Origin of the sequence: Tannerella serpentiformis, from assembly GCF_003033925.1 — a bacterium.
GTDB classification, from domain to species: domain Bacteria; phylum Bacteroidota; class Bacteroidia; order Bacteroidales; family Tannerellaceae; genus Tannerella; species Tannerella serpentiformis.
This window is the reverse complement of record NZ_CP028365.1, coordinates 1,478,819-1,502,819: the sequence shown is the minus strand read 5'-3', so window position 1 is coordinate 1,502,819 and position 24,001 is coordinate 1,478,819. Positions and strand designations below refer to the sequence as shown.

The window sequence follows — 24,001 nt, the reverse complement described above, 5'->3', positions numbered from 1 at the left end:
GACAGGGGAAGGCCCCACGGACTGTCATTTTGTCCCCGATCGGCTCCGCGCAGGCCTTACGGAGTACGTTGGAAAGCTTTCGGAACTTCCCGAACGATTCTATCTAACTATTTCAGCTATTCGGAAAGCTCCGAGACCTATCTATATGCTTATCCTAATCTCCGGAAAACTCCGAAGCATTTATCCATTATATTACAAGTCTTCGGAATATTCCGATCGATTGAAAACATGATCCTAATCCTTTCGGGAATCTCCGAAAAGTATAAATTCAAGATTATAACTCTTCGGGAAAATCCGAATGGCTACTTCATTGATTTTATATCGATCGGAAAATTCCGGATACTTATATTCCTGTGTTTAATCGCATCGGGAAGTTCCGATGAACTGTATCTATGAGTAATACTTCTCTGGGAAGTTCCGAGCACTTATATCCATGAGTAGTATGCCTTCGGGAAGTTCCGAAAGCCTCCAAACGCAGCCCGTAAGGCCTGCGCGGAACCGATCGGAGACAAAATGACAGTCCGTGGGGCCTTCCCCTGTCAGTTTAGCCACAAAACAGACCTCCGCGGGACCTACACAAGGCCGATCCGAGGCGAAATAGAACGCCGCGGAACCTGCGCAGGACGTTTCTGGGGCCTGACCGTGCGACATGGGGCTCGCACGGGCCGTATCTTTGCCGTCAGAGAATGGATTAACAAGCGACTGTTGACAATGGATGATTTTGCGGCAATAGATTTTGAGACAGCCAACCCGTACCGGAGTAGCGTGTGCAGCGTGGGGGTGGTAGTGGTTCGTGCGGGGCGGGTGACGGATTCGCTCTATCGACTGATCCGCCCGGAGCCGAATTATTATATGTCATGGAATACGCGCGTGCATGGGCTCACGGCGGCGGACACGGACAGCGCGCCGACGTTTCCGGAGGTGTGGCAGGAGGTGGTGCCGCTGATCGGGGGACTGCCATTGGTGGCGCACAACAGTCCGTTCGACGAGAGTTGCCTCCGGGCGGCCTTCAAGCGGTACGAGTTGGAGTATCCGGACTATCGGTTTTACTGCACTTGTCGGGCGGCACGACGGGTGTTCAAACAGCTGCCGAACCATCGTCTGGAGACGGTGGCTGCGGCCTGTGGCTTCGACCTCACTCAGCATCATCATGCCTTGGCCGACGCGGAGGCTTGCGCAGAGATCGCGATCCGGATCTTGTAGGGGGGGCTATCGCATACGCCCCGCAAGAAGCCTTCTCCCTTCTTCTTTTCTTGCCTTGATGCAAGAGGCCTCACCGAGGCCGGGGAAGTTTGGCCGGGTATCAGGCAAACTTGGCTGGCGTCCCTGACGCCCCTTGATGCAAGAGGCCTCACCGAGACCGGGGAAGTTTGGCCGGGTACCAGGCAAACTTGGCTGGCGTCCCTGACGCCCCTTGATGCAAGAAAAGGAACAAAAGAAAATCAAGGCCCCACCGGGGCCGGGGAGGTTATCGCCGGGTACATGCTGGGGGCTCTATGTGTCCGGCGCTTTCGATAGAAAGTAAGATCCCCCGCCACACGGGGTGCGACGGGGGATCTGCTTGAAAAATGTAAGCTATGAGTAGCCTCTTATTGGGAGAGGATTTTCTTGACGGCGGCGGAGATGGCTCCGCCTTCGGCTCGTCCGGCCAGTGCGGCGGTGGCGGCTTTCATGACGTGTCCCATGTCTTTGAGGCTGGTGGCACCTGCCTTCTCAATCAGAGCGCGAACCTCGGTCTCGAGGGCTTCGGGCGAGAGTTGCTGCGGCAGGTAGCCCTCGAGGGCCGCGACTTGTGCCAGCTCGGCTTCGGCGAGATCTGGACGGCTCTGCTCGGTATAGATGCGGGCGGACTCGCGGCCTTGCTTGACGAGCTTTTGGAGGATGCTGAGGGCGGCCTCGTCGGTGAGGGTGTCGTTCGCACCGGGGGCGGTTTTGGCTTCGAGGAAGCATTTCTTGGCGTTACGGAGCGCCTCGAGTTTGACCTTGTCTTTGGCCAACATAGCGGCTTTGATGTCGCCGCTGATTTGATCGAATAAATCCATTGTTTACTTGTATTTAGAGGGTAGAGGGTAGAGGGTAGAGGGTGGAGGATAGAGGGTAGAGCTGGGTACTCATCAATTCTACCCTCTACCCTCTAATCTCTACCCTCTATATCATCCCATGCGAAAGCTGATGCGCGGGCGGCCACTGGGCTTGCCTACGGGGGGGATGTCGGTGCGGGTGGTGGAGGTGTTTAATGTGCCACCGCTTCGGCTTCGGGCGCGGGCCAAGAGACGGGCGTCACGGTTGTAGGCGGGATTTTCCTCGAGGAGGGTGATGATGGCGTCGTCGTCCAACTCGCCTACGGTGAGGATGGCCAGGTTGTAAGTCGGGCGACGTGCAGGCCGTCGGTCTTCCGTCTTCCGACCGTAGTATTTGGCCATGAGCTCGCGCTCGCGCTCCTTCTGGCGGAGGATCTCCTCTTCCTTGATGATCTCGTCTTCGCTTTTGAGCAGGTGTTGCTCGTCACGCTTACTGCGGATCTCGGGGATGTCGTTGAGGTCGAAGCCGGTGGCCAAGACGGTGAATTTGACCTTGCCCTTGAGCGATTCATCAATGGCGGTACCCCAAATCACCTCGATATCGTCGCCGAATTGCTTCATGAACTCCGTCATATAGTTCACCTCGTCCATGCGGAGCTCGTTGCCCTCCTCGCCGATCGTATTGCTACTGAAGGAGATGTTGAAGAGGATCTTCTTGGCGTTGGAGATGTCGTTATTGTTGAGCAAGGGTGAGCGGAGGGCATCCTGAATGGCCTGCTGGAGGCGGCCTTCACCCTGTCCGTAGCCGTTACTGATGAGGGCCACGCCACCGTCCTTGAGGGTGGTCTCGACATCGGCAAAGTCGAGGTTGATGACGCCGTCGAGGGTGATGATCTCAGCGATGCTTTTGGCGGCCACCGTGAGCGTATCGTCAGCCTTTTTGAAGGCGTTGAGCATGGTGAGATCAGGGTAGATCTCATTCAGGCGTTCGTTATTAACCACGAGCAGCGCATCGACGTTTTTGCTGATGGCCTCGACGCCCTTGAGCGCTTGAATGATCTTGGGCGGCCCCTCGAAGAGGAAGGGAATGGTGACGATGCCAACGGTCAGGAGGCCCATCTCTTTGGCCACACGAGCGATCTCGGGGGCAGCGCCCGTACCGGTGCCACCGCCCATACCGGCGGTGATGAAGACCATCTTCGTGCCGTCGTCGAGCATGGTGCGGATATCGTCCTCGCTCTCCTCTGCGGCACGTTCGGCGCGTGCAGGATTGTTGCCTGCGCCGAGTCCCTCGGTGACGGTACGTCCGAGGGCGATCTTGACGGGCACGTCAGAGCGTGACAGCGCCTGGCTGTCGGTGTTACAGAGTACGAAGGAGACGTCGTGTATGCCTTCCTTGAACATATGCGTGACGGCGTTGCCACCGCCTCCGCCCACGCCGACCACCTTGATGATCTTTCGCGTGTCTCTTGGGAAGTTGAATTGCAGGGGGGTTGTATCGTTACTCATTGCTGTATGTGCTTAGTGTGGGGGATGATTGTGGATGTTATTCTTCGTCGAAGAGCCCGCGGGCGATGCGCCCGAAACTACCGAAGATTCCGCCGCGTTTCTGCGTGCGTCGGTTCTGACGTTGCTCTTCTTCTCGGTCACGTTCCGGCTCGATGCGTTCGGGTTCCGGCTCGGGTTCCTTAACAGGCTCGACGGGCTGAACGGGAGGTGCTGGCGCTGGTTCTTCCTGCTTCCGACGAATCGGACCGACACAGCTCTCAGTGCCTTGCAACAGCAGGCTGAGGGCCGACATGTAGCGCGGGTCACTGACCTTGTCGCTGGCGTCGTCCACGAGTCCTTTGCGGATGGCAGAATAGCGCACCTCTTGCAGTTTGAACGTATCGCGGATGAGCTCTTGCAGGTTCTTCAGCGATGCGCCGCCTCCGACCAGGACAATACCTGCGCCGAGGGCGTTCGTGAGCTTATTCTCCTCGATGCGGGCGTAGACGTTCTGGACGATCTCCTTCGCACGCGCCTCAACGACCATATCGATCTCGCTCAGATTGATCTTGCGCGTACCGATGCCGTCGACGGTATCGAGTGAAATGCTGCCTTCTTGATTCTCGTTGGGCTTGGCGTTACCGTAGGTGATCTTCAGCCGTTCGGCTTCGGATTCGACGAGACGGAGACTCGTCAGGTCGCGCGTGATCAGGTCGCTGCCAAGAGGAATGACGCCGAGGTAGGCCAGATAACCGTTCTTGTAGACGACGATGGAGGTGACGCCTGCGCCAAAGTCGATCACAGCGCAGCCTAACTCCTTTTCGTTGCGAGTCAGGATGGCTTCGGCCAGTGCCAGGGGCGACACGATGATTCCGGACACGGTAATACCAGCCTGCTGCTCGATGCTATTGATGATGGATTTGCGAATGATCGGCTGTCCGACCACCAGCTTGTAGCGCGCCTCGATGCGACGGCAAGAGACCCCAACAGGATTCGAGGTGCGTTTGTCATCGAGATAATAGACGGGCGGTGCGATAGCCAGGACGTCTGACATTTCGGGGCGGTAGCTTTTGCACTGTTCGTTGAGCAGTTGGATGTCTTCTTCTGACACGAAAGCGTCAGCGCGGATAGTTCGCACCTCGGAGTGATCAATGGATCGTAGCGATTGGCCTCCGATACCGATATAGACCTTTTCGATACGGAGGTTAGGAAGTTTGTTCTGCAGTTCCAGCACGAGTCGTTTGATGCGTGCGGCCGTCTCAGCCACGTTGTGGATGCGTCCACGCCGGATGCAGCCGCTCGACTCCTTCACCTCTTCGGCTACGATGGAGAGCGCGCCCCGACTGTTCTTTTTCCCGACCATCCCCACCAAATGAGAAGTGCCCAAATAGATCGCTACTATATAGTCCGTCACCATAAATTCATTTTTTAGTACATACAATCTGGTTCTTGTATTTCAAATTGATCATCTCGTATTTATCCCATCCTACCTTAGGTATAGCTTGCTCGTAGAACAGTTGCAGATGATCCATCTTCTCTTCAAAGCCATCTAAACTGCCCAAGAATATCCGAAAGTCGCCCACCCGTGGAATCAGTTCTATCTCCTTATTGGGGTAAACAAAAATCTGTTCGATTTGGTTGTTCCAGAAGTCATGCTTGTGCAAAAATACGGCAAACTTGTACAAGTCTGTTGTGGCAAAGGTTTTTTCGATTTTCCCGCAAGCTACGGGCAAATAGGCCGCATAGCGAGAGCTGACCGCCATGGCATGCCCCTGTTCATCGACGTAATAACTCCCGCCATCGGCAAAGACTCGAAGGATGGGCGTTTTCTGCGTGATCTCGATGTGAACCATTCCCGAGGGCGTCTTGTAGACTTTCGTCCGCTCGACGGGGCCACTTTCTAAGATGCGACGCTCGATGCGTGCCGTGTTGATGGCACGGAGAGGGGTATCGACGGGGTAGAGATCGGAGCTGCGGAGCAGACGGATGACGTCACGATGGGTGATGAAGTTGCGGTCGGCACTGTCCTTGATTTCCACCGTCACGCCACGGCAAACGGCGTCCATCCCCTTCTCGTTCACCAGAAGAATCGAGAAGACGATGTAGCAGACGAAGACGACGGCGACAATGACAGGCAGCAGCTTTTTCATCGTTGGGCGAGGATTTGGCGGATGGGCTCGACAAGACGATCAATGTCACCGGCGCCAAGGATGAGGACGACATCGAATGTACCCGCAGCGATAATGTCGGGCAGTTCAGCTTTCGTGCAGCAACGCTTGTCGGCGATGGTGACGTGCTCAAGGATCATCTCTGAGGTGACACCGGGGATGGGTTCCTCACGAGCCGGATAGATGTCGACCAGAATCAGTTCGTCGAGTAAGGAGAGGCTACGGGCAAACTCGTCGGCAAAGTCGCGGGTGCGGGAGTAGAGGTGGGGCTGGAAGATGCCCGTGATGCGACGGCCAGCGTAAAGCTCTTTCACGGAGAGGATGCTGCGGGTGAGCTCCTCTGGGTGATGGGCGTAATCGTCGATGAGGACGACGCGATCGTTACGGAGGCGGATATCAAAGCGACGCTCAGCACCGGAGAAGGTGGCCATGGCCGATCGGATCTCGTCGGGGCGGACACCGTGGAGCCAGACAGCAGCAATGGCTGCGACACCATTCTCGACGTTGATGCGGACAGGAACGCCAAGGTGGATGTCAGCGATGCATGTACCGTCCGAGAGAACGCAATCAAAGACAGCTTCCCCCCCGCCGATGCGGACGTTCTCGGCGTGAAAGTCGGCTGAGGTATCGGTGGCGGAGTAGGTATAGCAACGGACATCGGGCTGGAGGCGTGGGGTGATGGGGGCGCCCTTCTTGATGATCAATGTGCCGCCAGGCCGAATGAGTGAAGTAAAGACCTCGAAGGCCTCGCGATAGGCGGCGGGAGTGCCGTAGATGTCGAGGTGATCGGGGTCAGCAGAGGTGATGATGGCCGTGGTGGGGTGGAGGCGATGGAAGGAACGGTCGTACTCGTCGGCCTCCACGACGGTCAGGTCGCTGTGATCGGAGAGCATCAAGTTGCTGGCATAGCCCTTCAAGATCCCGCCGAGGAAGGCATTACAATCCACATGCGACTGCTTGAGCAGGTGTGCCGTCATGGAGGAGACAGTCGTCTTACCGTGCGTACCAGCTACACAGATGGCGCGGCTAGCCGACGTGATCAGTCCGAGCACCTCGGCACGTTTCATCACCTCGAAACCCGAACGACGGAAATGGTTCAGCTCCGTGTGGTCAGAGGGGACGGCGGGCGTGTAGACTACAAGCGTCGTTTGCGGATCTGAGAAACCGTCGGGGATGAGGTGGACATCGTCTTCGAAATGGATGGCGGCGCCTTCATCAATCAGGTGGCCGGTGAGGGGTGAGGGGGTACGGTCGTAGCCCGCCACGCGGACGCGACGCGCCATGAACCAACGAATCAGGGCGCTCATGCCTATGCCACCGGCACCGATAAAGTAGGCGGAACGAATGTGTGCTATCTCGATCATCTTTTCTTTTCTGTTTGAGGCGCCTTGGTTGCTCCGAGGCGCTTATTGTTTTCGATTAAAGTCACCAGCTCGTCCACGATTCGCTCATCGCTATCCCGTTCGGCCAATTGACTGCTGTGGAGGGCAAGCGCCTTCAATTGCTCGCGGTCGCCAAAGAGGCGGCGGAGGGTGTCGGGAAGCAACTTCCGCACTTCGCCGTCAGCGATCATCACAGCTCCGCCCCGATCGGCCACAGATCGGGCGTTCTTCGTCTGATGATCTTCCGCCACGTTAGGCGACGGCACAAGGATCGCAGGCTTACCTAACAGACACAGCTCGGAGATAGAGCTGGCTCCGGCACGCGACACGACGAGGTCAGCCGCGGCATAGGCGTAATCCATCCGTGTGATGAACGGCCCAACCCAGCGTTTGGGCTCCGGCTCGAGGTCGGCAACACGGCTGCGAATGGCATCGTAATAGCTGCGGCCTGTCTGCCAGATCAGCTGGACGCCGAGGTCAGCCAACGTGGGGAGGGCGACCTCTACGGCCTCGTTGATGGTGCGTGCGCCGAGGCTACCGCCGAGTACGAGCAGCGTCTTGCACGCCGGGTCGAGACCGAAGTGTTTCAGTGCCTCGTCGTGACAATTGATAGCTTCCTCCAAGTCTTTTCGCACCGGATTGCCCGTCAAGACAATCTTCTCTGCGGGGAAGAAGCGCTCCATGCCGGGATAGGCCACACAGATACGCGCGGCGCGTTTGGCTAACCATTTATTGGTGATGCCGGCGTAGGAGTTCTGCTCCTGAATGAGTGTTGGCACACCGGCCGCTTCGGCCGCGCGAAGCAGGGGACCACTGGCGTAGCCACCCACACCGACGGCCACGTCAGGCTGAAAATCGCTGACGATCGTACGGGCACGACGGAGGCTGACCCACAGCCGACGCATCACGCCGATGTTACGCCATGGGCGCCGACGGTCAAGGCCACTGACCGGTAGCCCGATGATCCGATAGCCGGCGGCGGGGACGCGCTCCATCTCCATACGCCCTTCGGCGCCGACAAATAAAACTTCGGCGTCGGGGTAACGACGCCGAAATGCATTGGCGATGGCTATGGCGGGGAAGATGTGGCCGCCTGTTCCGCCACCGCTGATGATGATTTTATAGTGACTCATGAATGTTCCTTTATCCCTGATTATTCAGCCGTTTCGGCCGCGAAGATAGATTTTTCGGCTGCCTGCCGGGGGGATTAGAAGCTGTTTTGAATTTATTGAGTGGTCGCATTAAGGCGTTGTTTGGACAGATCTTTCTCCTTTCTATTTCGAACCTATCGAAGACAGAAACATACTCCCGATACTCTCCGAAATAAATTCCAAACAGCTTCTTAGAGACGTTGCGCCGCCGCGCACCCTTACGACACAGCCTCGGCTGCTTCGGCCTCGGCCTCCGCTTCCTCGACAGCTTCTTCCTCGGCGGCCTCTTCATCGCCCATGCCGGCGCCGAAGCGACTTACGCTGAGGATGAGTCCGAAGTAGACGCAGGTGAGGACGGTCGATGTGCCGCCGCGACTGATCAGCGGCAGGGGCTGACCGGTGACGGGCATCAGATTGACGGCCACAGCCATGTTCGTCAGTGCTTGGATGACGATCATCAGGCCGCAACCGATGACGAGGTACTTCTGGAATAGCAGGTTGCAACGCCGCGCGATGATGCCCACACGGATGAGTAGCATGATGTAAAGCAACAAGACGACTGTCCCCCCGACCAAACCCAACTCTTCGATAATGATGGCGAAGATGAAGTCCGAATAAGCCAGCGGCAGGAAGTCACGCTGCACGCTGCGCCCGGGCATCTTGCCAAAGAGGCCGCCGCGGGCGATAGCGATCTTGGCGTGCGAGACCTGATAGTTGTCGTCGGTGATGACTTGCGGATTATCGTCTTTGACGAGGTCGTTGTCCGAGGCGCGATCGTCGAGATGCTCCGTCAGACGGTTGCTCCACGTCTCGAGGCGTGGCAGCACGCGGTGCGTCGTCTCCGGGGCGATCTTGGCTAAGCCTAATAGGGCCACGAGCAGGAGCAACAGCACGAGCATCATGCGCCCGATGCGGATCAGGGAAATGTGTCCCACGAACATCATCAACAGGCAGACCAGCCCGAGGAGCACCGCTGTGGAGAGGTTGTAAAGCAGGATCAGGGAGCAGACGATGCCCACGCCGCCGATGATCCAATAAAAGGCCGTCTTTTCCGTGAAGCGAACGCCGATTTTACTGAGCAGGAAGGCCACGTAGACGACGCTGGCCAGCTTGGCCACCTCCGAGGGCTGAAACTGGATGCCAAAGAGGCGGATCCAGCGCGAGGCATCGTTCACGCTGATACCGACGAAGGGTACGGCCGCCAGCAGGATGATGGCCAAGACCATCAGGACCGAGCCGCCCATGGGGAAGTAACGCGTGGGCATACGCGTCAGGCCCAGAACACAGAAGAAGCCAATCGTAAGGTGCATGGCATGGCGCGCGATGGGCGTCCAGATGTTCGCCTCGTTGTAGGCCAGCGTGCTGGTGGCGCTGAACACCTCCACCAACGAGAGGCTACAGAGGAGCATGAAGATGATCCAGATCGGAATGTCGCCCTGGAACACTTTGCGGGTGAACGTCTCCTTGGTCATGCCCCGGCCTCCTTTCCGTCCGCCAGCGCATGGACACATTGTTTGAACTGCTCGCCGCGGTCTTCGTAGTTGCGGAAGAGGTCGAAGCTGGCGCAACAGGGCGAGAGCAGCACCGTATCGCCCGGACGAGCCATGCGGGCGGCCTGGGCGATGGCCTCTGCCATCGAGCGGGCGTCGCAGGTGGCGGGCACCTTACCGTCGAAGGCCGCGTGGAGCTTCCGATTGTCCACACCGAGGAAGACGAGCCCGCGGGCCTTCGCCCGTACCATGGCCTCGATCTCCCCGTAATCGTTGCCCTTGTCTGTGCCGCCGAGGATGAGCACGATCGGCGTCTCGACGCTTTGCAGGGCATAGCGGCAGGAGTCGATGTTCGTGGCCTTCGAATCGTTGATGTATTCCACCTCGGCCACGCGTGCCACCGGCTCCAAGCGGTGCTCAACGCCGCGAAACGTCTCCAGACCGCGGCGGATCGAGGCATCGTCAGCCCCAGCCAGACGGGCCGCCGTGGCCGCGGCGAGGGAGTTATAGAGGTTGTGTGTGCCACGCAGCGCGAGGGCTGTGCGGGGGATACGGAGCGTGCCGCGGGGCGTCTCGATACAGATCTGCCCGTCGGCCGTGAGGCGGCCCTTCAGCTCCGGCCGGTCGGCGTCGGAGAAGGGGTAGCAGGCGGCCTCGGGGTGATGCTTGGCCACCTCGCGCCGCAGGATGGGGTCGTCGGCCCAATAGATGAAGGCGTCCGCCCGGGTTTGGTTTTGCAGGATGCGCAGCTTGGCGTCCACATAACGCTGCATCTCGCCGCCGTAACGGTTCAGGTGGTCGGGCGTGATGTTCATCAGCACAGCGATGTCGGCCTTGAAGCTGTACATGTTGTCGAGCTGGAAACTGCTCAGTTCGATCACGTAGCACGCGTGCGGATCCTCGGCCACTTGCAGGGCCAAGCTGCGCCCGATGTTGCCCGCCAGACCAACGTCCATGCCGGCCTCGCGCAGGATTTGGTACGTCAGCGACGTGGTCGTCGTCTTGCCATTGCTGCCCGTGATGCAGACCATCTGCGCGTCGGTGTATCGTCCGGCCAGCTCGATCTCGGAGAGGATCGGGATACCACGCTCCACGGCCGCGCGCACGATGGGCGCCGTGTCGGGTATGCCGGGGCTCTTGACGATCTCGTCGGCGTTGAGGATCTGGGCCTCCGTGTGATGGCCCTCTTCAAAGAGGATACCGCGATCGAGCAGCATCGCCTTGTATTTCTCCGCGATCGTGCCACAATCGGACACGAACACGTCGTAGCCCTTCGTCCACGCCAACACCGCGGCTCCCACGCCACTCTCGCCTGCACCCAGGACGACGATTCGGCTTGCGTGGCGTGTCGGGAGGCCATCTTGCGACCCGTCTGGTTCGCCGCACGCCGGGCGGAGGCAAACAGGCGCCTGTTTATTAAGGCACAGATCATGCATTGAGTAAACAGGCGCCTGTTTATTAAGGCGCAGATTATTCATTGAGCAAACAGGCGCCTGTTTGTTAAGTTGCAGATCATTCATTGAATAAACAGGCACCTGTCTATTAAGCCGCAAATCATGCATTGAATAAACAGGCGCCTGTCTATTAAGTCGCAGATTATCTATTGAACAAACAGGCACTTGTTTGCCTTCCGCGCGTTTGGTGGAGGTCGTCCGGGGTGTATCCGGGGGCAAAACGAGGGTTTGAAGCCCGGCTGCGATGTGTCCGGGAGTATGAATCAGGGAGGATGGGTGGTTGTACATGATCTTTGATCAATTATGCGTTGGCTTCTAAGAATTGGGGCTCTATCGCAATTTCAACGTGATAATGGCGATGGCGGCGAGGATGATGCCGATCAACCAGAAGCGGACGACGATCTTCGACTCTGGCACCACGTTGAAGGGCTTCTGGATGATGGCGTCGATGCCTGCATTGCCGGGCTTCTGGAAGTGGTGATGCAGGGGGGTCATCTTGAAGATGCGCCGCCCCGTGCCGGTCTTCTTTTTGGTGTACTTGAAGTAGAAGACTTGCAGCATGACCGACAGCGCCTCGACGAAGAAGACGCCGCAGAGGATAGGCACCAGCAGTTCTTTGCGGATGATGATGGCGAAGACGGCGATGATGCCGCCGAGGGTCAGGCTGCCGGTGTCGCCCATGAAGACTTGCGCAGGATAGGCGTTGTACCACAGGAAGCCGATCGTGGCGCCGATGAAGGCCGAGGCGAAGACCACCAACTCCTCGGCGCCGGGGATAAACATGATGTTGAGGAAGGAGGCAAACTCGAAGTGTGACGAGGTGTAGGCCAGCACCCCGAGCGCGATGCCGACGATGGCCGAGCTGCCCGCCGCCAGTCCGTCGAGTCCGTCGGTGAGGTTCGTGCCGTTCGAGACGGCGGTGACGACGAAGATGGTCATCAGCACAAAGAGTAGCCAGGTGACTTCCGTCTTATAGCGACCGGCCCAAGCGGCCAGCACGGAGTAGTCGAAGTTGTTGTTCTTGACAAAGGGGATGGTCGTCTTGGTGGACTTCACTTCGCTGGGGTGGATACGCACCTCCTCGATCGTGTCCTGCCCCGCACGACGGATCTCCATGTTTTCGCGGATCACGACGTCCGGACTGAAATAGAGCGTCAGGCCGACAATCAGCCCGAGGCCTACTTGGGCGATGATCTTGAAGCGCCCGTGCAGCCCCTCCTTGTCTTTCTTGAAGACCTTGATATAGTCGTCTGCAAAGCCCAGTGTGCCCAACCAGATGGTGGTGATGAGCATAAGGATCAGGTAGATGTTGTTCAGCCGGGCGAAGAAGAGCAAGGGGACGATGATGGCGATGATGATGATGATGCCGCCCATCGTGGGCGTGCCTTTCTTGCTCAGCTGACCCTCAAGGCCCAGTTCGCGGACGGTTTCGCCGATCTGGAGGCGGCGCAGGCGGTCGATGATGCGACGCCCGATGGCCGTGGAGATGAAAAGGGCCAGGATGAAGGCCATCACGGAACGGAAGGAGACATATTTGAAGACGCCTGCACCGGGGACGTCCAGTTGATCCAAGTAGTTGAACAGTTCGTACAGCATGGGGCCTTCGATTATGCTTTAGAGGTGGAGAAAAGGGTGCGCAATACCTCGCGATCGTCAAAGGGGTGCTTCACGCCGCGCACCTCCTGATAGTCCTCATGCCCCTTACCGGCCACGAGCACGACGTCGCCACGGCGAGCCAGTCGGCAGGCCGTCTTGATGGCCGACAGTCGGTCGGTGATGCAGAGCACACGCACCTGAGCGGCAGTGTCGAGCCCGGCCTCCATCTCGCGAATAATGGCGTCTGGATCCTCAAAGCGGGGATTGTCTGACGTAAGAATGAGCTGGTCGCTCTGTCGGTCGGCCTCACGGGCCATCAGCGGACGCTTGCCCGTATCCCGATTGCCACCGGCGCCGACCACGGTGATCACGCGCCCCGTGCCCCGCAGCACCTCGTGGATGCTCGTCAGCACGTTAGCCAGCGCGTCCGGCGTGTGGGCATAATCAACGATGGCCGTAAAGCCCTCGGGCGAAGTGATCGTCTCGAACCGTCCGGCTACGGGCCGGAGGCTGCTCAGCGCCACAAGCACCCGCTCCGCATCCTCGCCTAACGCCACCGCTGTGCCATAAACGGCCAGCAGGTTGTAGGCATTGAAACGGCCGACGAAAGCCACCGTCACGTCGCGCCCATCGATGAGCAACTCCGTCCCCTCAAAGTGTGCCTCCACGATCTTACCCTTGAAGTCGGCTACGGTGCGCAGCGAATAGGTCAGCTTGCGGGCAGCCGTGTTTTGCAGCATGACGGCACCCGACTTATCGTCGGCGTTAGTCAATGCGAAGGCCTCGGTGGGCAAGGCGTCGAAGAAGCGCTTCTTAGCGCGGAGGTAATTCTCGACCGTCTTGTGATAGTCCAAATGATCGCGGGTGAGGTTGGTGAAGACGCCGCCGGCGTAGTGCAATCCGGCGATGCGCTGCTGATCGACTGCATGCGAGCTCACCTCCATGAAGACGTGCGAACACCCGGCCTCGGCCATGCGAGCGATCAGCGCATGCAGTGTGACGGGGTCGGGCGTCGTGTGGTCGGTGGGCAGTGTCTCCTCGTCGATGCGGTTGCAGACGGTGGAGATGAGTCCCACGTGGTAGCCCAAGCGGCGGAAGAGGTCGTAAAGGAGCGTGGCAACGGTTGTCTTGCCGTTCGTCCCCGTCACGCCGACGAGTGTCAGACGACGGGAGGGGTGGCCGTGCCATGCGTCGAGCAGTTGACCGAGCGCCGCGGCCGCATCCGGCACGACAATAAACGGCACGCGGGCCTTTACGGCCTCATCGATCGCCTCCGGGATGCGTTCGCAGACAATGGCTGAGGCACCGCGTTCGATGGCCGAAGCGATATAGTTGTGCCCGTCGACGGTTGTGCCTTTGACGGCGACGAAGAGCATGCCGTCGGTGACGCGACGCGAGTCGGCCGCGATGCCGGTCACGTCGACGCCGTCGGTAGATGTACCATCGCGGCGGGTGATCTGTAAATCGTGTAGCAGTTCTGTCAAATTCATGTGTGTATGCTGTCTTTTTCTTGTTTCGAAAGAATCCCTCCTCCCTCAATTCAATATGATATCAATCGTCTGCCCACGCGTCACGGCTTGCCCCGACGGGACGGATTGCAAGATGACACGCCCATGACCGGCCAAGTTGACGCGCAGTCCGCATCGCTCGAGGGCATAGACGGCGTCTCTGGCCCCCATCCCGATCACGTAAGGCATCATGCCCTCGCGGACCGTCAGCTTGCGGACGTTGAGCGTGTCACGCGTAGCGTTACGCCAGTAGGCCGAGAAGTCGGCGTCCACACGCTTAGGCGTGGTCCGTATGTCGAACCATTTGACTACGGCCTGTGCCGAACGCGACTCGCCATTCTTAACCGGCGGCATGAGCGTGCGACCCGCTTCAGGCTTCATGGAGCTGAGGTCGTAACGGATCTGGTTGGAGTAGACCTTTTCAGCGATCTCCTTAAACACCGTACCGGCCATCATACCGCCCGAGACGATGCCCCGACGTGGCCGAGAGATGACGACAATGCAGGAGTATTGGGGGTTCTCGTAAGGGAAATAGCCGCAGAAGGACAGGTTGTGCGCGGCCTTAGAGGCAGCGATCTGCGCCGTACCCGTCTTGCCGGCGATGGAGACGACGTTCGATCGGGCGGGCTTGCCCGTGCCGTCACGTCGGCCCACGGGATCTTGATAGTTCACCACGTTGTACATCATCTCTTGCACCGCCCGAAGCGTGCGCTTGGAGCAGATCTCGGGGATGAGTACTTCCGGCTCGTAGACGCGCAGCTCCTTGCCGTTCTTGAGGATGCTCTTGACGAACATCGGACGCATGAGTCGGCCGTTGTTGGCGATGGCGTTGAAGAAGGCCAGCGTGTTGATCGGCGGGATCTGCACCTCGTAGCCGAACGACATCCACGGCAGCGTCATGCGCGACCATTGCGGATCGCCCGGCTGACGGATCTTGGCGTGACCGGCACCAGCGATGTCGAGATTCAGATCAGCGTCGATACCCGTGCGGTGGAGACCGTCGATGAACTTACGCGGATTGTTGCCGTAGCCCTTGAGGACGATCTTGGCGATGCTCACGTTGGAGGAGTACCAGATGCTCTGCGCCACGGTGATCGTACCGTAGCCGCCGCTCTGGGCATTATGGTCGCGGATGGTGCGGCCGTTGAATTTGTAGGTGCCGTTACCCACATCGATGGGCGATTCGGGGGTGCAGATGCCATCCTCGAGGGCCACCATCATGGAGGCGATCTTGAACGTCGAGCCCGGCTCTAACTCGTCGGCCAGCGCATGGTTGCGCAGCTCGGCATAGACGCCCGGACGGATGCGCTCCATATTCGATATGGCCTTCACCTCGCCCGTCTTCACCTCCATAACGACTGCCACGCCCGACGCCGCGTCAGCCTCCTGGAGCTTATCCACCAGCGCCTTCTCGGTGAGGTCTTGAATCTGCAAGTCGATCGTCGTGCGGATATCCAGACCGTCGACCGGCTCCTCCTCGACGACGTTCGTCCACCGTCCGCCCACGCGCACGATGGAGTTATAGCCCGGCTTGCCGTGCAGCAGCGTGTCGTAACGCAGCTCCAAGCCATTCTTGCCCTTCGACAGTCCGCCGGTCTCTATCTCATTATAAATGTCGCCGATGGTACGTGAGGCCAGGGATCCGAACAGCTTCTGCCGCTGCACCATCTCGCGCTCGTAGAGCCCGCCAATGTTGCGGCCGAGGCGGAAGAAGGGGAACTCGCGGATCTCTTTATAGTCGGCGTAAGAGAGGCGGTATTCGTAGAGTGGATACTGTCGGCTCTTCTGTCTCAGCCCACGCAGTAGGTAGGCGCGATAACCCGCGGCGGTGCGGTTCTTCAGCTTACGGGCTAAATAGTAAGCGAGCGAGTCAATGCCGTTTTCGCGCGACCGCATGAAGGTGTCGATGTTCACCACCTTCTTCCCCTTGGGCGAGGGCGCGCGGAAGCCTGCGGCTTGAAAGTCGACGTAGAGGTAATAGCGCGGCACGCTCGTAGCCATCAGCTTGCCGTCGGCCGAATAGATATTGCCGCGGCTGGGGTTCACGAGTCGGTTCGGCTTCTTGCGGCTCTCGGCCACCTTGGTCCACTTCGTTTTCTCTAAGATGGCCGTCTTGAAGGCCAGAAACAGGATGCCCGCTGCCACGGGGCTAAGCAGCATGACGATGATAAAGTATCGCGTCAGTATCTGCCCGCCCTTTGCCTTGCGCGCGGCTTGCTCGCGGGCGCTGTCTTTCTCTTGCTCTGACATATCTATTTACAGCTTCTAAAGCGTGAGGCCAGTGAGCTGCTCACTGGATGAGAAAAGGCTTTCATCGCTGGCATGTCATTTACGAATGATGTAAGGCGGCGTCTGAGCCGTCTCGATGTCTAAGCCTTTCTCCTTGACCAATAGCTCGATTTGCGACAGGCGATTGCTGCCCGTCAGCTGTCCCGACACAGCCAGCGATTCATTCTTCACGTCCTTCAGCTCGCGCTGCAGACGGTCTATCTCGCGCAGTTTCAGCAGGCAGGTGTAGCGGTTGCTGATGAAGATGAAAAGCATCACCACCACCAACACAATCAGGCGGGTATGGCGAATGATGAAGTCCTCCTTCAGCACGCCTCCGCCCAGGATATAGAGCAGCGTGAGCTGCCTTTTGGGTTTGCTTGATGTATTCGTTTCGTTCGTCATTGTTCCTCTTCGTTTATGATTTCTCCCACGCGCAATTTGGCGCTGCGCACCCGCGGATTGCGCGCCACCTCATCGGCCGTCGGCACGATGGGCTTACGGCCCACGGGGCGAATAGGCGAAAGGCGATTGCCATAGACGTCCTCCTCGCTCCGCCCGTCGATGCGACCGGTGCGCATGAAGCGCTTCACGGGCCGATCCTCCAGCGAGTGGTAGGTGATGACCGCCAGCCGTCCGCCGGGCCGGATCACACGCAGCGCCTGACGGAGCAGGTCGCTCAGGGCGCCCATCTCGTCGTTCACCTCGATCCGTAGCGCCTGGAAGACCTGCGCATAGTAGCCCGACGCATCTCGTCGGCCGGCCATGGGTTGCAGGATGGCGGTCAGCTCGGCCGTCGTGCGGATGGGGCGTTCGGCACGCGCACGGACGATGGCCTCGGCGGCACGGCGTGCATTCGTCAGCTCGCCGTAGGTCTGTAGTAGGCGGGTGAGCTGCTCTTCGGTGTACGTATTCACCACCTCGGACGCAGTGCGCCCCGCACGATTGTTCATGCGCATATCGGCCTCGCCGTCGAAGCGAAAGGAGAAGCCGCGCTGGGGCGTATCGAAGTGGTGCGACGAGACGCCGAGGTCGGCCAGCACCCCGTCCACCTGTCTGACGCCGTGATAGCGCAGGAAGGAGGCGAGATAGCGAAAGTTGCTGCGGATAAAGATGAACCGCGGATCGTCGGTCGGGGCGTTGGCCTCGGCGTCGGCGTCTTGATCGAAAGCGAAGAGTCGGCCGTCGGGGCCCAGTCGGCTGAGGATGGCACGGCTATGGCCGCCGCCGCCGAAGGTGACGTCTACATAGACGCCATCCGGCGACAGGCTGAGCGCCTCCAAACATTCGTCGAGCAGGGCGGGGACGTGGTAATCGTTTCTTTCTCTATCCATCATTTATGCGGTGTCTGCTGATCAGCAGCGGGGGAAGTCAATTGTTAAAACGCGGGCAAAACTACACACGCAGACAAGAGTTTGCTGTTCCCTCCGTGCAAAACAGCTTCTTAGGCCCCCGCCAGACTGTAATCCGTGAGCAGGGGATGATACTGGCGGCAGAAGAAGCGGATGTCCGGTTCGGTGATGGCTTCGGGATAGGTCATGACGAGCAGGGGGACGGGCTGACTGCTCTTCTCGTAAGCCGGCTGCGTGTAGTCATGCTCGTTGAGGGTGAAGCCCACGCGACGGTAGAAGCCCACGCGACGGTTGCGCAGGTCGTTGTCCGGCGGTTCCACCTCCAGCCAGACAGGCATGTCGGATTCGGAGAGGAAGCGCCGGAGGATGCGTTCGCCGTGCTGCATGCCGCGCAGGGTGGGGACGACGGCCAGGTGTTCGATGTAGCGCACGCTCTCAAAATCCCACCAAAGCAGGATGCCGATAAAGACATTGTGATCCATCACGACATCAAAATGGTAGATCGATCGGAGCATGATGCGGCGATGAGAGTTCAGCCGCCGACGTTCGTCGACGGGGAAGGATTCTTTGTAGAGCCGCCAGGCACGAGCAAAGTCCGGGTGGCTGGGGTCAGTCAGTCGAATGCGTTTCATTGTGTCGAAAGTGGGGGGAGTAGCTGTTTGCCTTACGAGACTTCAAGAGCGATGGCGATAGGTCTGTTCCATGTACTGAATGAAGGCACGGTTGACTAAGCGTGTGCCACCGGGCGTGGGATAGTCGCCCGAGAAGTACCAATCGCCGGGGTGATGCGGACAGGCACGGTGGAGACCCTCGAGGGACTGGAAGACGATGCCGATTTCGGCGTGGATGTCGGATCCGGTGAGCATACGCGCCATGTGATCAGAGATGTCCTCGTCAGTGAAGGGCGCGTAGATGGCTTTGACGCAGTTCACGCGCAGCTCGTCGGGCGTACCCTGCTGACGGCGGGCACGATCGTAAGCGTCCGTGATGACGTGGGCCATGCCGCGCGTTTTCAGCAGGTCGATGGCCGTGCGGAAGGCGATGAATTCGCCGAGGCTGGACATGTCGATGCCGTAATAATCCGGGTAGCGGATCTGCGGCGAGGAGGAGACGACGATGATGCGACGCGGGTGGAGCCGATCGAGGATGCTGATGATGCTGCGCCGAAGGGTGGTGCCGCGCACGATGCTATCGTCGATCACCACGAGATTGTCTTCGTAAGGCTCGATGCTGCCGTAGGTGATGTCATAGACGTGCGCCGCGAGGTCGTTGCGGGTGTTGCCCTCGGCGATGAAGGTGCGGAGCTTGATGTCTTTCAAGACGACCTTCTCGCTCCTTACGCGTTGGGCCAAGATGCGGCGCACGGCCTCGGGATCGCTGAGCACTGCGGGTTCGGCCAGCTGCTGCTCCATGCGTCGATCGAGGTGCTTCTGTAGGCCTTCGAGCATACCGAAGTAGGCCATCTCGGCGGTGTTGGGGATGAAGGAGAAGACGGTGTGCTCCAGGTCGCCGTCCACCTTACGGAGGATCGGTGCGACGAGGTTTTCGCCCAGCTGCTTGCGCTCGCGATAGATGTCGCGGTCGCTGCCGCGGGAGAAATAGATGCGCTCGAAGGAGCAAGCGCTGAGGGCGCGGGGTTCGAGGAGCTGCTCGGTGCGCCAGGTACCGTCGCGGCGGATGAAGAGCGCTTCGCCACGGCCCAGCTCGCGGACGTCGGCGGCTTGCACATTCATGACGGTCTGAATGACGGGGCGCTCGGAGGCGATGACCACGATCTCGTCGTCGGCGTAATAGAAGGCGGTGCGGATGCCCCACGGGTCGCGGATGGTGAAGGACTCGCCGCTGCCGGTGGCGCCACAGATGACAAAGCCGCCGTCCCAGGTCCGGGCAGCGGGCTGCACGATGCGCGAAAGGTCAATGTGCCGCTCCACCTCACGCGTCACCTCCAGCCCCGTACGCCCCTCGTCGACTTCGAACTGTCGGCGCAGGCGGTCGGCCTCCGTGTCGAGCAGATGGCCCACTTGCTCGAGGATAAAATACGTGTCGGCATACTTGCGGGGGTGCTGCCCGGAGGTGCGGATCTCGGCGAAGATGTCGTCCGTGTTCGTGAGGTTGAAGTTGCCGCAGAGGGCCAGGTTGCAGGCGCGCCAATTGCTGCGGCGCAGGAAGGGGTGGATGTAAGCGAGGCCCGACCGGCCGGTGGTGCTGTAACGCAGATGGCCCATGTAGAGTTCGCCGGCGAAGGGCAGACTGGCCGCGGCGTGAGCCGGATCGGCGAGGCGCTCGGGAGCGATGTCGCGATATTGGCTGTAGACCGTCTCGAAGATCTCCGTGATGGCACCCGTCCCAGCGGCCCGCTCGCGAAACATATACTCCTCGCCGGGCGTGGCGCTGAGCTTTACGCAGGCGAAACCCGCGCCGTCCTGCCCGCGATTGTGCTGCTTCTCCATGAGGAGGTAGAGTTTGTTGAGGGCATACATCCAGGTGCCGTATTTACGATGATAATACTCGAGCGGTTGGAGCAACCGGATCATTGCCACGCCGCATTCATGCTTCAAAGTCTCCATTTCGTTTGTCGTGAATTTATTCTGAGGCGGCAAAGGTAGAGGCGGAGGGGGGAATTGTCAATTGATCGTTGCCTACGATGACCCGGGGAGATGATCTGCCACAGGATTTAAGGGATTTCTGTTTCTCATCCGCCGGCAAGTCAGTTGACAGGCCCGCTGGGTCGAAAGCGACGCCAAAAAGTCGCTCGGGCGACGCCGCTGGCACGCAGCGACGCCAAAATGTCGCATGACGGAGCCGCTGGCACGCAGCGACGCCAAAATGTCGCATGACGGAGCCGCTGGCACGCAGCGACGCCAAAAAGTCGCTTGACGGGCCCGCTGGGTCGAAAGCGACGCTAAAAAGTCGCTTGACGGGGCCGCTGGCTCCCAGCGACGCCAAAAAGTCGCTTGACGGGGCCGCTGGCTCCCAGCGACGCCAAAAAGTCGCTTGACGGGGCCGCTGGCACGCAGCGACGCCAAAAAGTCGCTTGACGGGGCCGCTGGCACGCAGCGACGCCAAAAAGTCGCTTGACGGGGCCGCTGGCACGCAGCGACGCTAAAAAGTCGCTTGACGGGGCCGCTGGCACGCAGCGACACCAAAAACTCGCTTGACGGGGCCGCTGGGTCGAAAGCGACGCCAAAAAGTCGCTTGACGGGGCCGCTGGCACGCAGCGACGCCAGAATGTCGCATGACGGAGCCGCTGGCACGCAGCGACGCCAAAAAGTCGCTTGACGGGACCGCCACCCCCGCTTCACACCGCGGGAAGGCTCATGCCGGTGATCTTGCGATAGAGGTCGAGGGCGTAGACGTCGGTCATGCCTGAGATGTAGTCGAGGGCGCACTGGATCTTGCCGTAGACGGTCGGCGACGCGGTGTCGTACTGGCTGGGGATGCGGCTGAGCAGAAGCCGACTGTAGGCGTGGGTGGGATGGAGGACGGCGTCGATGACGGCCGTCAGGAGGTAGCTAAAGATCCGGTGACCGGCCAGCTCGATGTCTACGACCTCGCCGGCGGTATAAATTTTTCGACGCGCCACCTCGGAGCAGGCTTGGTAGGCCGCAGCGGCGTGACCCCCGATGCCCTCGATGAGCGGGCCGGGGAAGGCGCCCTCGAGCAGTTCGGCCTCGTGGTCGACAAACGTACGGGTACATTCATCTACCAGCAGCCCGATGACGGAGGAGCGGAGGTAGGCGATACGTTCGTTCGTGTCGTCCACGATCATCATCGTGCGGCTGACGTGCTCCAGCTGTTCGCCCTCGAAAAAGCCGAGGAGGAGGCCGATCGCCTCGTCGGCGGACAGGATGCGGAGCTTGTGGGCGTCCTCGATGTCCATGACTTGGTAGCAGATGTCGTCCGCCGCCTCGACCAGGTAGACGAGCGGGTGGCGGGCGAAGCGGCCGTCGAGGTGGGGGATGCCCAGCTCGTTGGCGATGCCGAGGTAGGTGGGCTCTTCGCTCTGGAAGAAGCCGAACTTGCCGCGGCTGCCGGCCAGCGTGGAGGCGTAGGGATACTTGACGATCGAGGCGAGCGTGCTGTATGTGAGCGCGAATCCGCCCTGTCGACGGCCCACGAAACGGTGGGTGAGTAGGCGCATGGCGTTGGCGTTGCCTTCGAAGCAGACGAAGTCCTCCCAGCGGCTGCCTTCGGCACGGACGGCCGTCTCCAACGTGCGACCGTCACCGTCGGTGAAGAAGGCCGAGATGGCGCGCTCGCCAGAGTGGCCAAAAGGTGGGTTGCCCATGTCATGGGCCAGACAGGCGGCAGAGACGATGGCGCCCATTTCGTGGAGTGCGGCGGCCGTGTCGGCGTCGTGTCGGGGGGCGAGGCGGGCAGCCACGTTGGCCCCTAACGAACGTCCGACGCATGAGACCTCCAAGCTATGCGTAAGCCGATTGTGCACGAAGATGCTGCCAGGCAGGGGGAAGACCTGCGTCTTGTTTTGCAGCCTTCGGAAGGGGGCGGAGAAGATCAGCCGATCATAGTCGCGCTGGAAGTTGGTGCGCTCATGTTTGCGCTCGTGATAGGATTCGATGCCGAGTCGGCGGCCTGAAATCAGTTGTTGCCAGTTCATAGGGGGGAGTCTAAGTGTTACGGTGTTGGGAGGAACGGTCCAGGCGACTACAAACGAAAGCCGGGTACAGGAGGGAGACTCGCCCCCATCCGGTATCCGGCCGTCCGTTCGCCTTTAGACGTGCGTTATTAGTTCATCGACGGGGCTGCTTCCACCTTGACCTCGGCGGGGATGGCAAACTTATCGGCGGGTACATCCACGTTCTCCTCCACCTCGGAGGCCTCGTCGGTTACCATCAGGTTGCCCTGATAGCGGGCCTCGTAACGAAGCATGATGCCCTCCCAGATCCAGACCGTAGCCTGGAGCTTGACTCCGGACTGGGTGAGTTCCATCTCGTACTTCTTGCAGGGCTTTCCGGCCACGTCGCCCGTGCCCACCTCTTTGATCTTGAAACGCTCGATGTCCTCGGGTGAGAGTTGGCGGAAGTTGCGCGGCTGGTCGGGGGCCGGCATGCGGAAGGCCTTCTTCTGGTCGAGATCCAGGGTGACGTTCATGCGGCCACCGTCCTCAGCCACGACACGGAGGTGCTTCTCCTCTTCGCCCATTTTCATCGTCATCTCGGTCGCCTCACGGTCGCCGAAGTTGTCGAAGTAGAGCGTGTTGGCTATCGCGCCGGCCATGGACTTCGTTTCTTTCTTAATGATGGCCGAACGGATGCCGTAGCGATGGCCAGCGGTAGGATCGAGTTGCGCCGAGAGCGTGCCCGTAAGCAAGAGCGACGCAAGAATCAAAAGTGTTGTCTTCATATCGTTTATCGTATAAAATGAGGGTGGCAAATGAAAAGCTAAAAACGAAAAGCTAAAAACGAGGCGGAGTATCTACGGCCTTGACACGCCACACATGTATCTGACTGTTGTTAGTCCTTCATTTCCCAGCTACCTACCTCTCCAATCTTTGACCTTAAAGCCCCGGGGGATTTGGAATTTCTCTTGTGGGACGTCAACATTCACCTGGATCGACTTCACTTCTTCTCGCTCTTCCCACCCGGGGACTTCATCATACTTGAGATCTGACTTCAGATTGATACCCTCCCAAACGTAGTGCGTGACCGTTACCATGTAGCTCTTCAACCACGTATTTTGCTTGTACACCCGACAGGTCTTGCCTAACAACACCTTCGTACCGGCCTCCGTCAGGCCATAGCGTTCCAATTCCCCGAGCTTGAGGTGGCGATAGTTGATCTGACGCTTCGACTCCCACCCACCGATATTGACGGTACGCTCGCTGAAATCCACTACGACCTCTGTCTTGTCTTTTTCATTGCGGATTCTCAGCGATTGATGCTTGCCCATTCTATCCTCTTCGGCCTCCCTGGCCCCGTAATCATCTATATAGATGGTGATCTCACGGTCTCCTCCCGGGCCATAGAAGGACTTCTTGATGATAGCTGACTTGACACCGTAGCGTGCGCCGGCAGGGGGCACATCCGTCTGTGCCCGGAGTGCGTCCTCGCCCGTGGTAAGTAGCAGGAGCACGGCTGCGATGAGTGTAATAGTCGTTTTCAT

19 protein-coding genes are annotated in these 24,001 nt (G+C 59.4%); 1 reads left to right on the top strand and 18 read right to left on the bottom strand.

Translation table 11 applies throughout. From position 1 onward, the window contains the following. The first annotated feature begins 711 nt into the window (after positions 1-711). The gene (locus C7123_RS06135) at positions 712-1,203 is read left to right on the top strand and encodes a 3'-5' exonuclease (protein ID WP_037986669.1); all 492 of its coding nucleotides are present in this window, start codon (positions 712-714) and stop codon (positions 1,201-1,203) included. Between the two features lie 386 nt (positions 1,204-1,589). Here C7123_RS06135 and C7123_RS06130 read toward each other — a convergent pair whose 3' ends face one another. From C7123_RS06130 to C7123_RS06045, 18 genes are all read right to left on the bottom strand, one after another. Further along, positions 1,590-2,042: a GatB/YqeY domain-containing protein gene (locus C7123_RS06130; RefSeq protein WP_069176155.1), complete on the bottom strand. Its 453-nt coding sequence runs from the start codon at positions 2,040-2,042 to the stop codon at positions 1,590-1,592. 111 nt (positions 2,043-2,153) lie between these two features. Then, positions 2,154-3,530, bottom strand: coding sequence for a cell division protein FtsZ (ftsZ, locus tag C7123_RS06125; RefSeq protein WP_037981812.1), 1,377 nt, complete (start codon positions 3,528-3,530; stop codon positions 2,154-2,156). Positions 3,531-3,567: 37 nt separating this feature from the next. Then, positions 3,568-4,926: a cell division protein FtsA gene (gene ftsA, locus C7123_RS06120; RefSeq protein ID WP_069176154.1), complete on the bottom strand. Its 1,359-nt coding sequence runs from the start codon at positions 4,924-4,926 to the stop codon at positions 3,568-3,570. Between the two features lie 4 nt (positions 4,927-4,930). Then, positions 4,931-5,659 (bottom strand): cell division protein FtsQ/DivIB, encoded by a 729-nt coding sequence (locus C7123_RS06115; protein ID WP_069176153.1) that lies wholly within the window; start codon positions 5,657-5,659, stop codon positions 4,931-4,933. Further along, positions 5,656-7,038 carry a UDP-N-acetylmuramate--L-alanine ligase gene (murC, locus tag C7123_RS06110; RefSeq protein ID WP_069176447.1) on the bottom strand — a complete coding sequence of 461 codons (1,383 nt, stop codon included), beginning with the start codon at positions 7,036-7,038 and terminating at the stop codon, positions 5,656-5,658. The genes C7123_RS06115 and murC overlap by 4 nt, the downstream gene beginning before the upstream one ends. After that, positions 7,038-8,192: an undecaprenyldiphospho-muramoylpentapeptide beta-N-acetylglucosaminyltransferase gene (gene murG, locus C7123_RS06105; protein ID WP_069176152.1), complete on the bottom strand. Its 1,155-nt coding sequence runs from the start codon at positions 8,190-8,192 to the stop codon at positions 7,038-7,040. Before murG ends, murC begins: the two co-directional genes overlap by 1 nt. Before the next feature lie 236 nt (positions 8,193-8,428). Continuing rightward, complete coding sequence (locus C7123_RS06100; protein ID WP_069176151.1) at positions 8,429-9,682, bottom strand: FtsW/RodA/SpoVE family cell cycle protein; 1,254 nt, start codon at positions 9,680-9,682, stop codon at positions 8,429-8,431. Further along, entirely contained in the window at positions 9,679-11,031 is a 1,353-nt protein-coding gene (murD, locus tag C7123_RS06095) for a UDP-N-acetylmuramoyl-L-alanine--D-glutamate ligase (RefSeq protein ID WP_069176446.1), read from the bottom strand. The genes C7123_RS06100 and murD overlap by 4 nt, the downstream gene beginning before the upstream one ends. A gap of 453 nt (positions 11,032-11,484) precedes the next feature. Continuing rightward, positions 11,485-12,750 (bottom strand): phospho-N-acetylmuramoyl-pentapeptide-transferase, encoded by a 1,266-nt coding sequence (gene mraY / locus C7123_RS06090; protein WP_037981800.1) that lies wholly within the window; start codon positions 12,748-12,750, stop codon positions 11,485-11,487. 11 nt (positions 12,751-12,761) lie between these two features. Beyond that, a complete protein-coding gene (locus tag C7123_RS06085) occupies positions 12,762-14,240 on the bottom strand; it encodes a UDP-N-acetylmuramoyl-L-alanyl-D-glutamate--2,6-diaminopimelate ligase (RefSeq protein WP_069176150.1) in 1,479 nt (492 codons plus the stop codon). Between the two features lie 45 nt (positions 14,241-14,285). Then, complete coding sequence (locus C7123_RS06080) at positions 14,286-16,508, bottom strand: penicillin-binding protein (protein WP_069176149.1); 2,223 nt, start codon at positions 16,506-16,508, stop codon at positions 14,286-14,288. Positions 16,509-16,583: 75 nt separating this feature from the next. Further along, complete coding sequence (locus tag C7123_RS06075) at positions 16,584-16,931, bottom strand: FtsL-like putative cell division protein (RefSeq protein ID WP_037981790.1); 348 nt, start codon at positions 16,929-16,931, stop codon at positions 16,584-16,586. After that, on the bottom strand, positions 16,928-17,860 hold the full coding sequence (gene rsmH / locus C7123_RS06070) for a 16S rRNA (cytosine(1402)-N(4))-methyltransferase RsmH (protein ID WP_069176445.1): 933 nt from the start codon (positions 17,858-17,860) through the stop codon (positions 16,928-16,930). Before rsmH ends, C7123_RS06075 begins: the two co-directional genes overlap by 4 nt. A gap of 110 nt (positions 17,861-17,970) precedes the next feature. Next, the gene (locus C7123_RS06065; protein WP_069176148.1) at positions 17,971-18,510 is read right to left on the bottom strand and encodes a GNAT family N-acetyltransferase; all 540 of its coding nucleotides are present in this window, start codon (positions 18,508-18,510) and stop codon (positions 17,971-17,973) included. A gap of 42 nt (positions 18,511-18,552) precedes the next feature. Next, on the bottom strand, positions 18,553-20,445 hold the full coding sequence (locus C7123_RS06060) for an amidophosphoribosyltransferase (protein ID WP_069176147.1): 1,893 nt from the start codon (positions 20,443-20,445) through the stop codon (positions 18,553-18,555). A 731-nt stretch (positions 20,446-21,176) separates the two neighbouring features. Further along, positions 21,177-22,496, bottom strand: coding sequence for a dGTP triphosphohydrolase (gene dgt, locus C7123_RS06055; protein WP_069176146.1), 1,320 nt, complete (start codon positions 22,494-22,496; stop codon positions 21,177-21,179). A gap of 128 nt (positions 22,497-22,624) precedes the next feature. After that, positions 22,625-23,242 carry a hypothetical protein gene (locus C7123_RS06050; protein ID WP_069176145.1) on the bottom strand — a complete coding sequence of 206 codons (618 nt, stop codon included), beginning with the start codon at positions 23,240-23,242 and terminating at the stop codon, positions 22,625-22,627. Between the two features lie 129 nt (positions 23,243-23,371). Then, positions 23,372-24,001 (bottom strand): hypothetical protein, encoded by a 630-nt coding sequence (locus C7123_RS06045; protein WP_069176144.1) that lies wholly within the window; start codon positions 23,999-24,001, stop codon positions 23,372-23,374.

What these genes read in the sequence shown, in the direction of transcription:
- C7123_RS06135 (WP_037986669.1), top strand. Translation starts at nt 712, where the DNA reads ATGGATGATTTTGCGGCAATAGATTTTGAGACAGCCAACCCGTACCGG.
- C7123_RS06130 (WP_069176155.1), bottom strand. Translation starts at nt 2,042, where the DNA reads ATGGATTTATTCGATCAAATCAGCGGCGACATCAAAGCCGCTATGTTG.
- ftsZ (WP_037981812.1), bottom strand. Translation starts at nt 3,530, where the DNA reads ATGAGTAACGATACAACCCCCCTGCAATTCAACTTCCCAAGAGACACG.
- ftsA (WP_069176154.1), bottom strand. Translation starts at nt 4,926, where the DNA reads ATGGTGACGGACTATATAGTAGCGATCTATTTGGGCACTTCTCATTTG.
- C7123_RS06115 (WP_069176153.1), bottom strand. Translation starts at nt 5,659, where the DNA reads ATGAAAAAGCTGCTGCCTGTCATTGTCGCCGTCGTCTTCGTCTGCTAC.
- murG (WP_069176152.1), bottom strand. Translation starts at nt 8,192, where the DNA reads ATGAGTCACTATAAAATCATCATCAGCGGTGGCGGAACAGGCGGCCAC.
- C7123_RS06100 (WP_069176151.1), bottom strand. Translation starts at nt 9,682, where the DNA reads ATGACCAAGGAGACGTTCACCCGCAAAGTGTTCCAGGGCGACATTCCG.
- mraY (WP_037981800.1), bottom strand. Translation starts at nt 12,750, where the DNA reads ATGCTGTACGAACTGTTCAACTACTTGGATCAACTGGACGTCCCCGGT.
- C7123_RS06085 (WP_069176150.1), bottom strand. Translation starts at nt 14,240, where the DNA reads ATGAATTTGACAGAACTGCTACACGATTTACAGATCACCCGCCGCGAT.
- C7123_RS06080 (WP_069176149.1), bottom strand. Translation starts at nt 16,508, where the DNA reads ATGTCAGAGCAAGAGAAAGACAGCGCCCGCGAGCAAGCCGCGCGCAAG.
- C7123_RS06075 (WP_037981790.1), bottom strand. Translation starts at nt 16,931, where the DNA reads ATGACGAACGAAACGAATACATCAAGCAAACCCAAAAGGCAGCTCACG.
- rsmH (WP_069176445.1), bottom strand. Translation starts at nt 17,860, where the DNA reads ATGGATAGAGAAAGAAACGATTACCACGTCCCCGCCCTGCTCGACGAA.
- C7123_RS06065 (WP_069176148.1), bottom strand. Translation starts at nt 18,510, where the DNA reads ATGAAACGCATTCGACTGACTGACCCCAGCCACCCGGACTTTGCTCGT.
- C7123_RS06060 (WP_069176147.1), bottom strand. Translation starts at nt 20,445, where the DNA reads ATGGAGACTTTGAAGCATGAATGCGGCGTGGCAATGATCCGGTTGCTC.
- dgt (WP_069176146.1), bottom strand. Translation starts at nt 22,496, where the DNA reads ATGAACTGGCAACAACTGATTTCAGGCCGCCGACTCGGCATCGAATCC.
- C7123_RS06050 (WP_069176145.1), bottom strand. Translation starts at nt 23,242, where the DNA reads ATGAAGACAACACTTTTGATTCTTGCGTCGCTCTTGCTTACGGGCACG.
- C7123_RS06045 (WP_069176144.1), bottom strand. Translation starts at nt 24,001, where the DNA reads ATGAAAACGACTATTACACTCATCGCAGCCGTGCTCCTGCTACTTACC.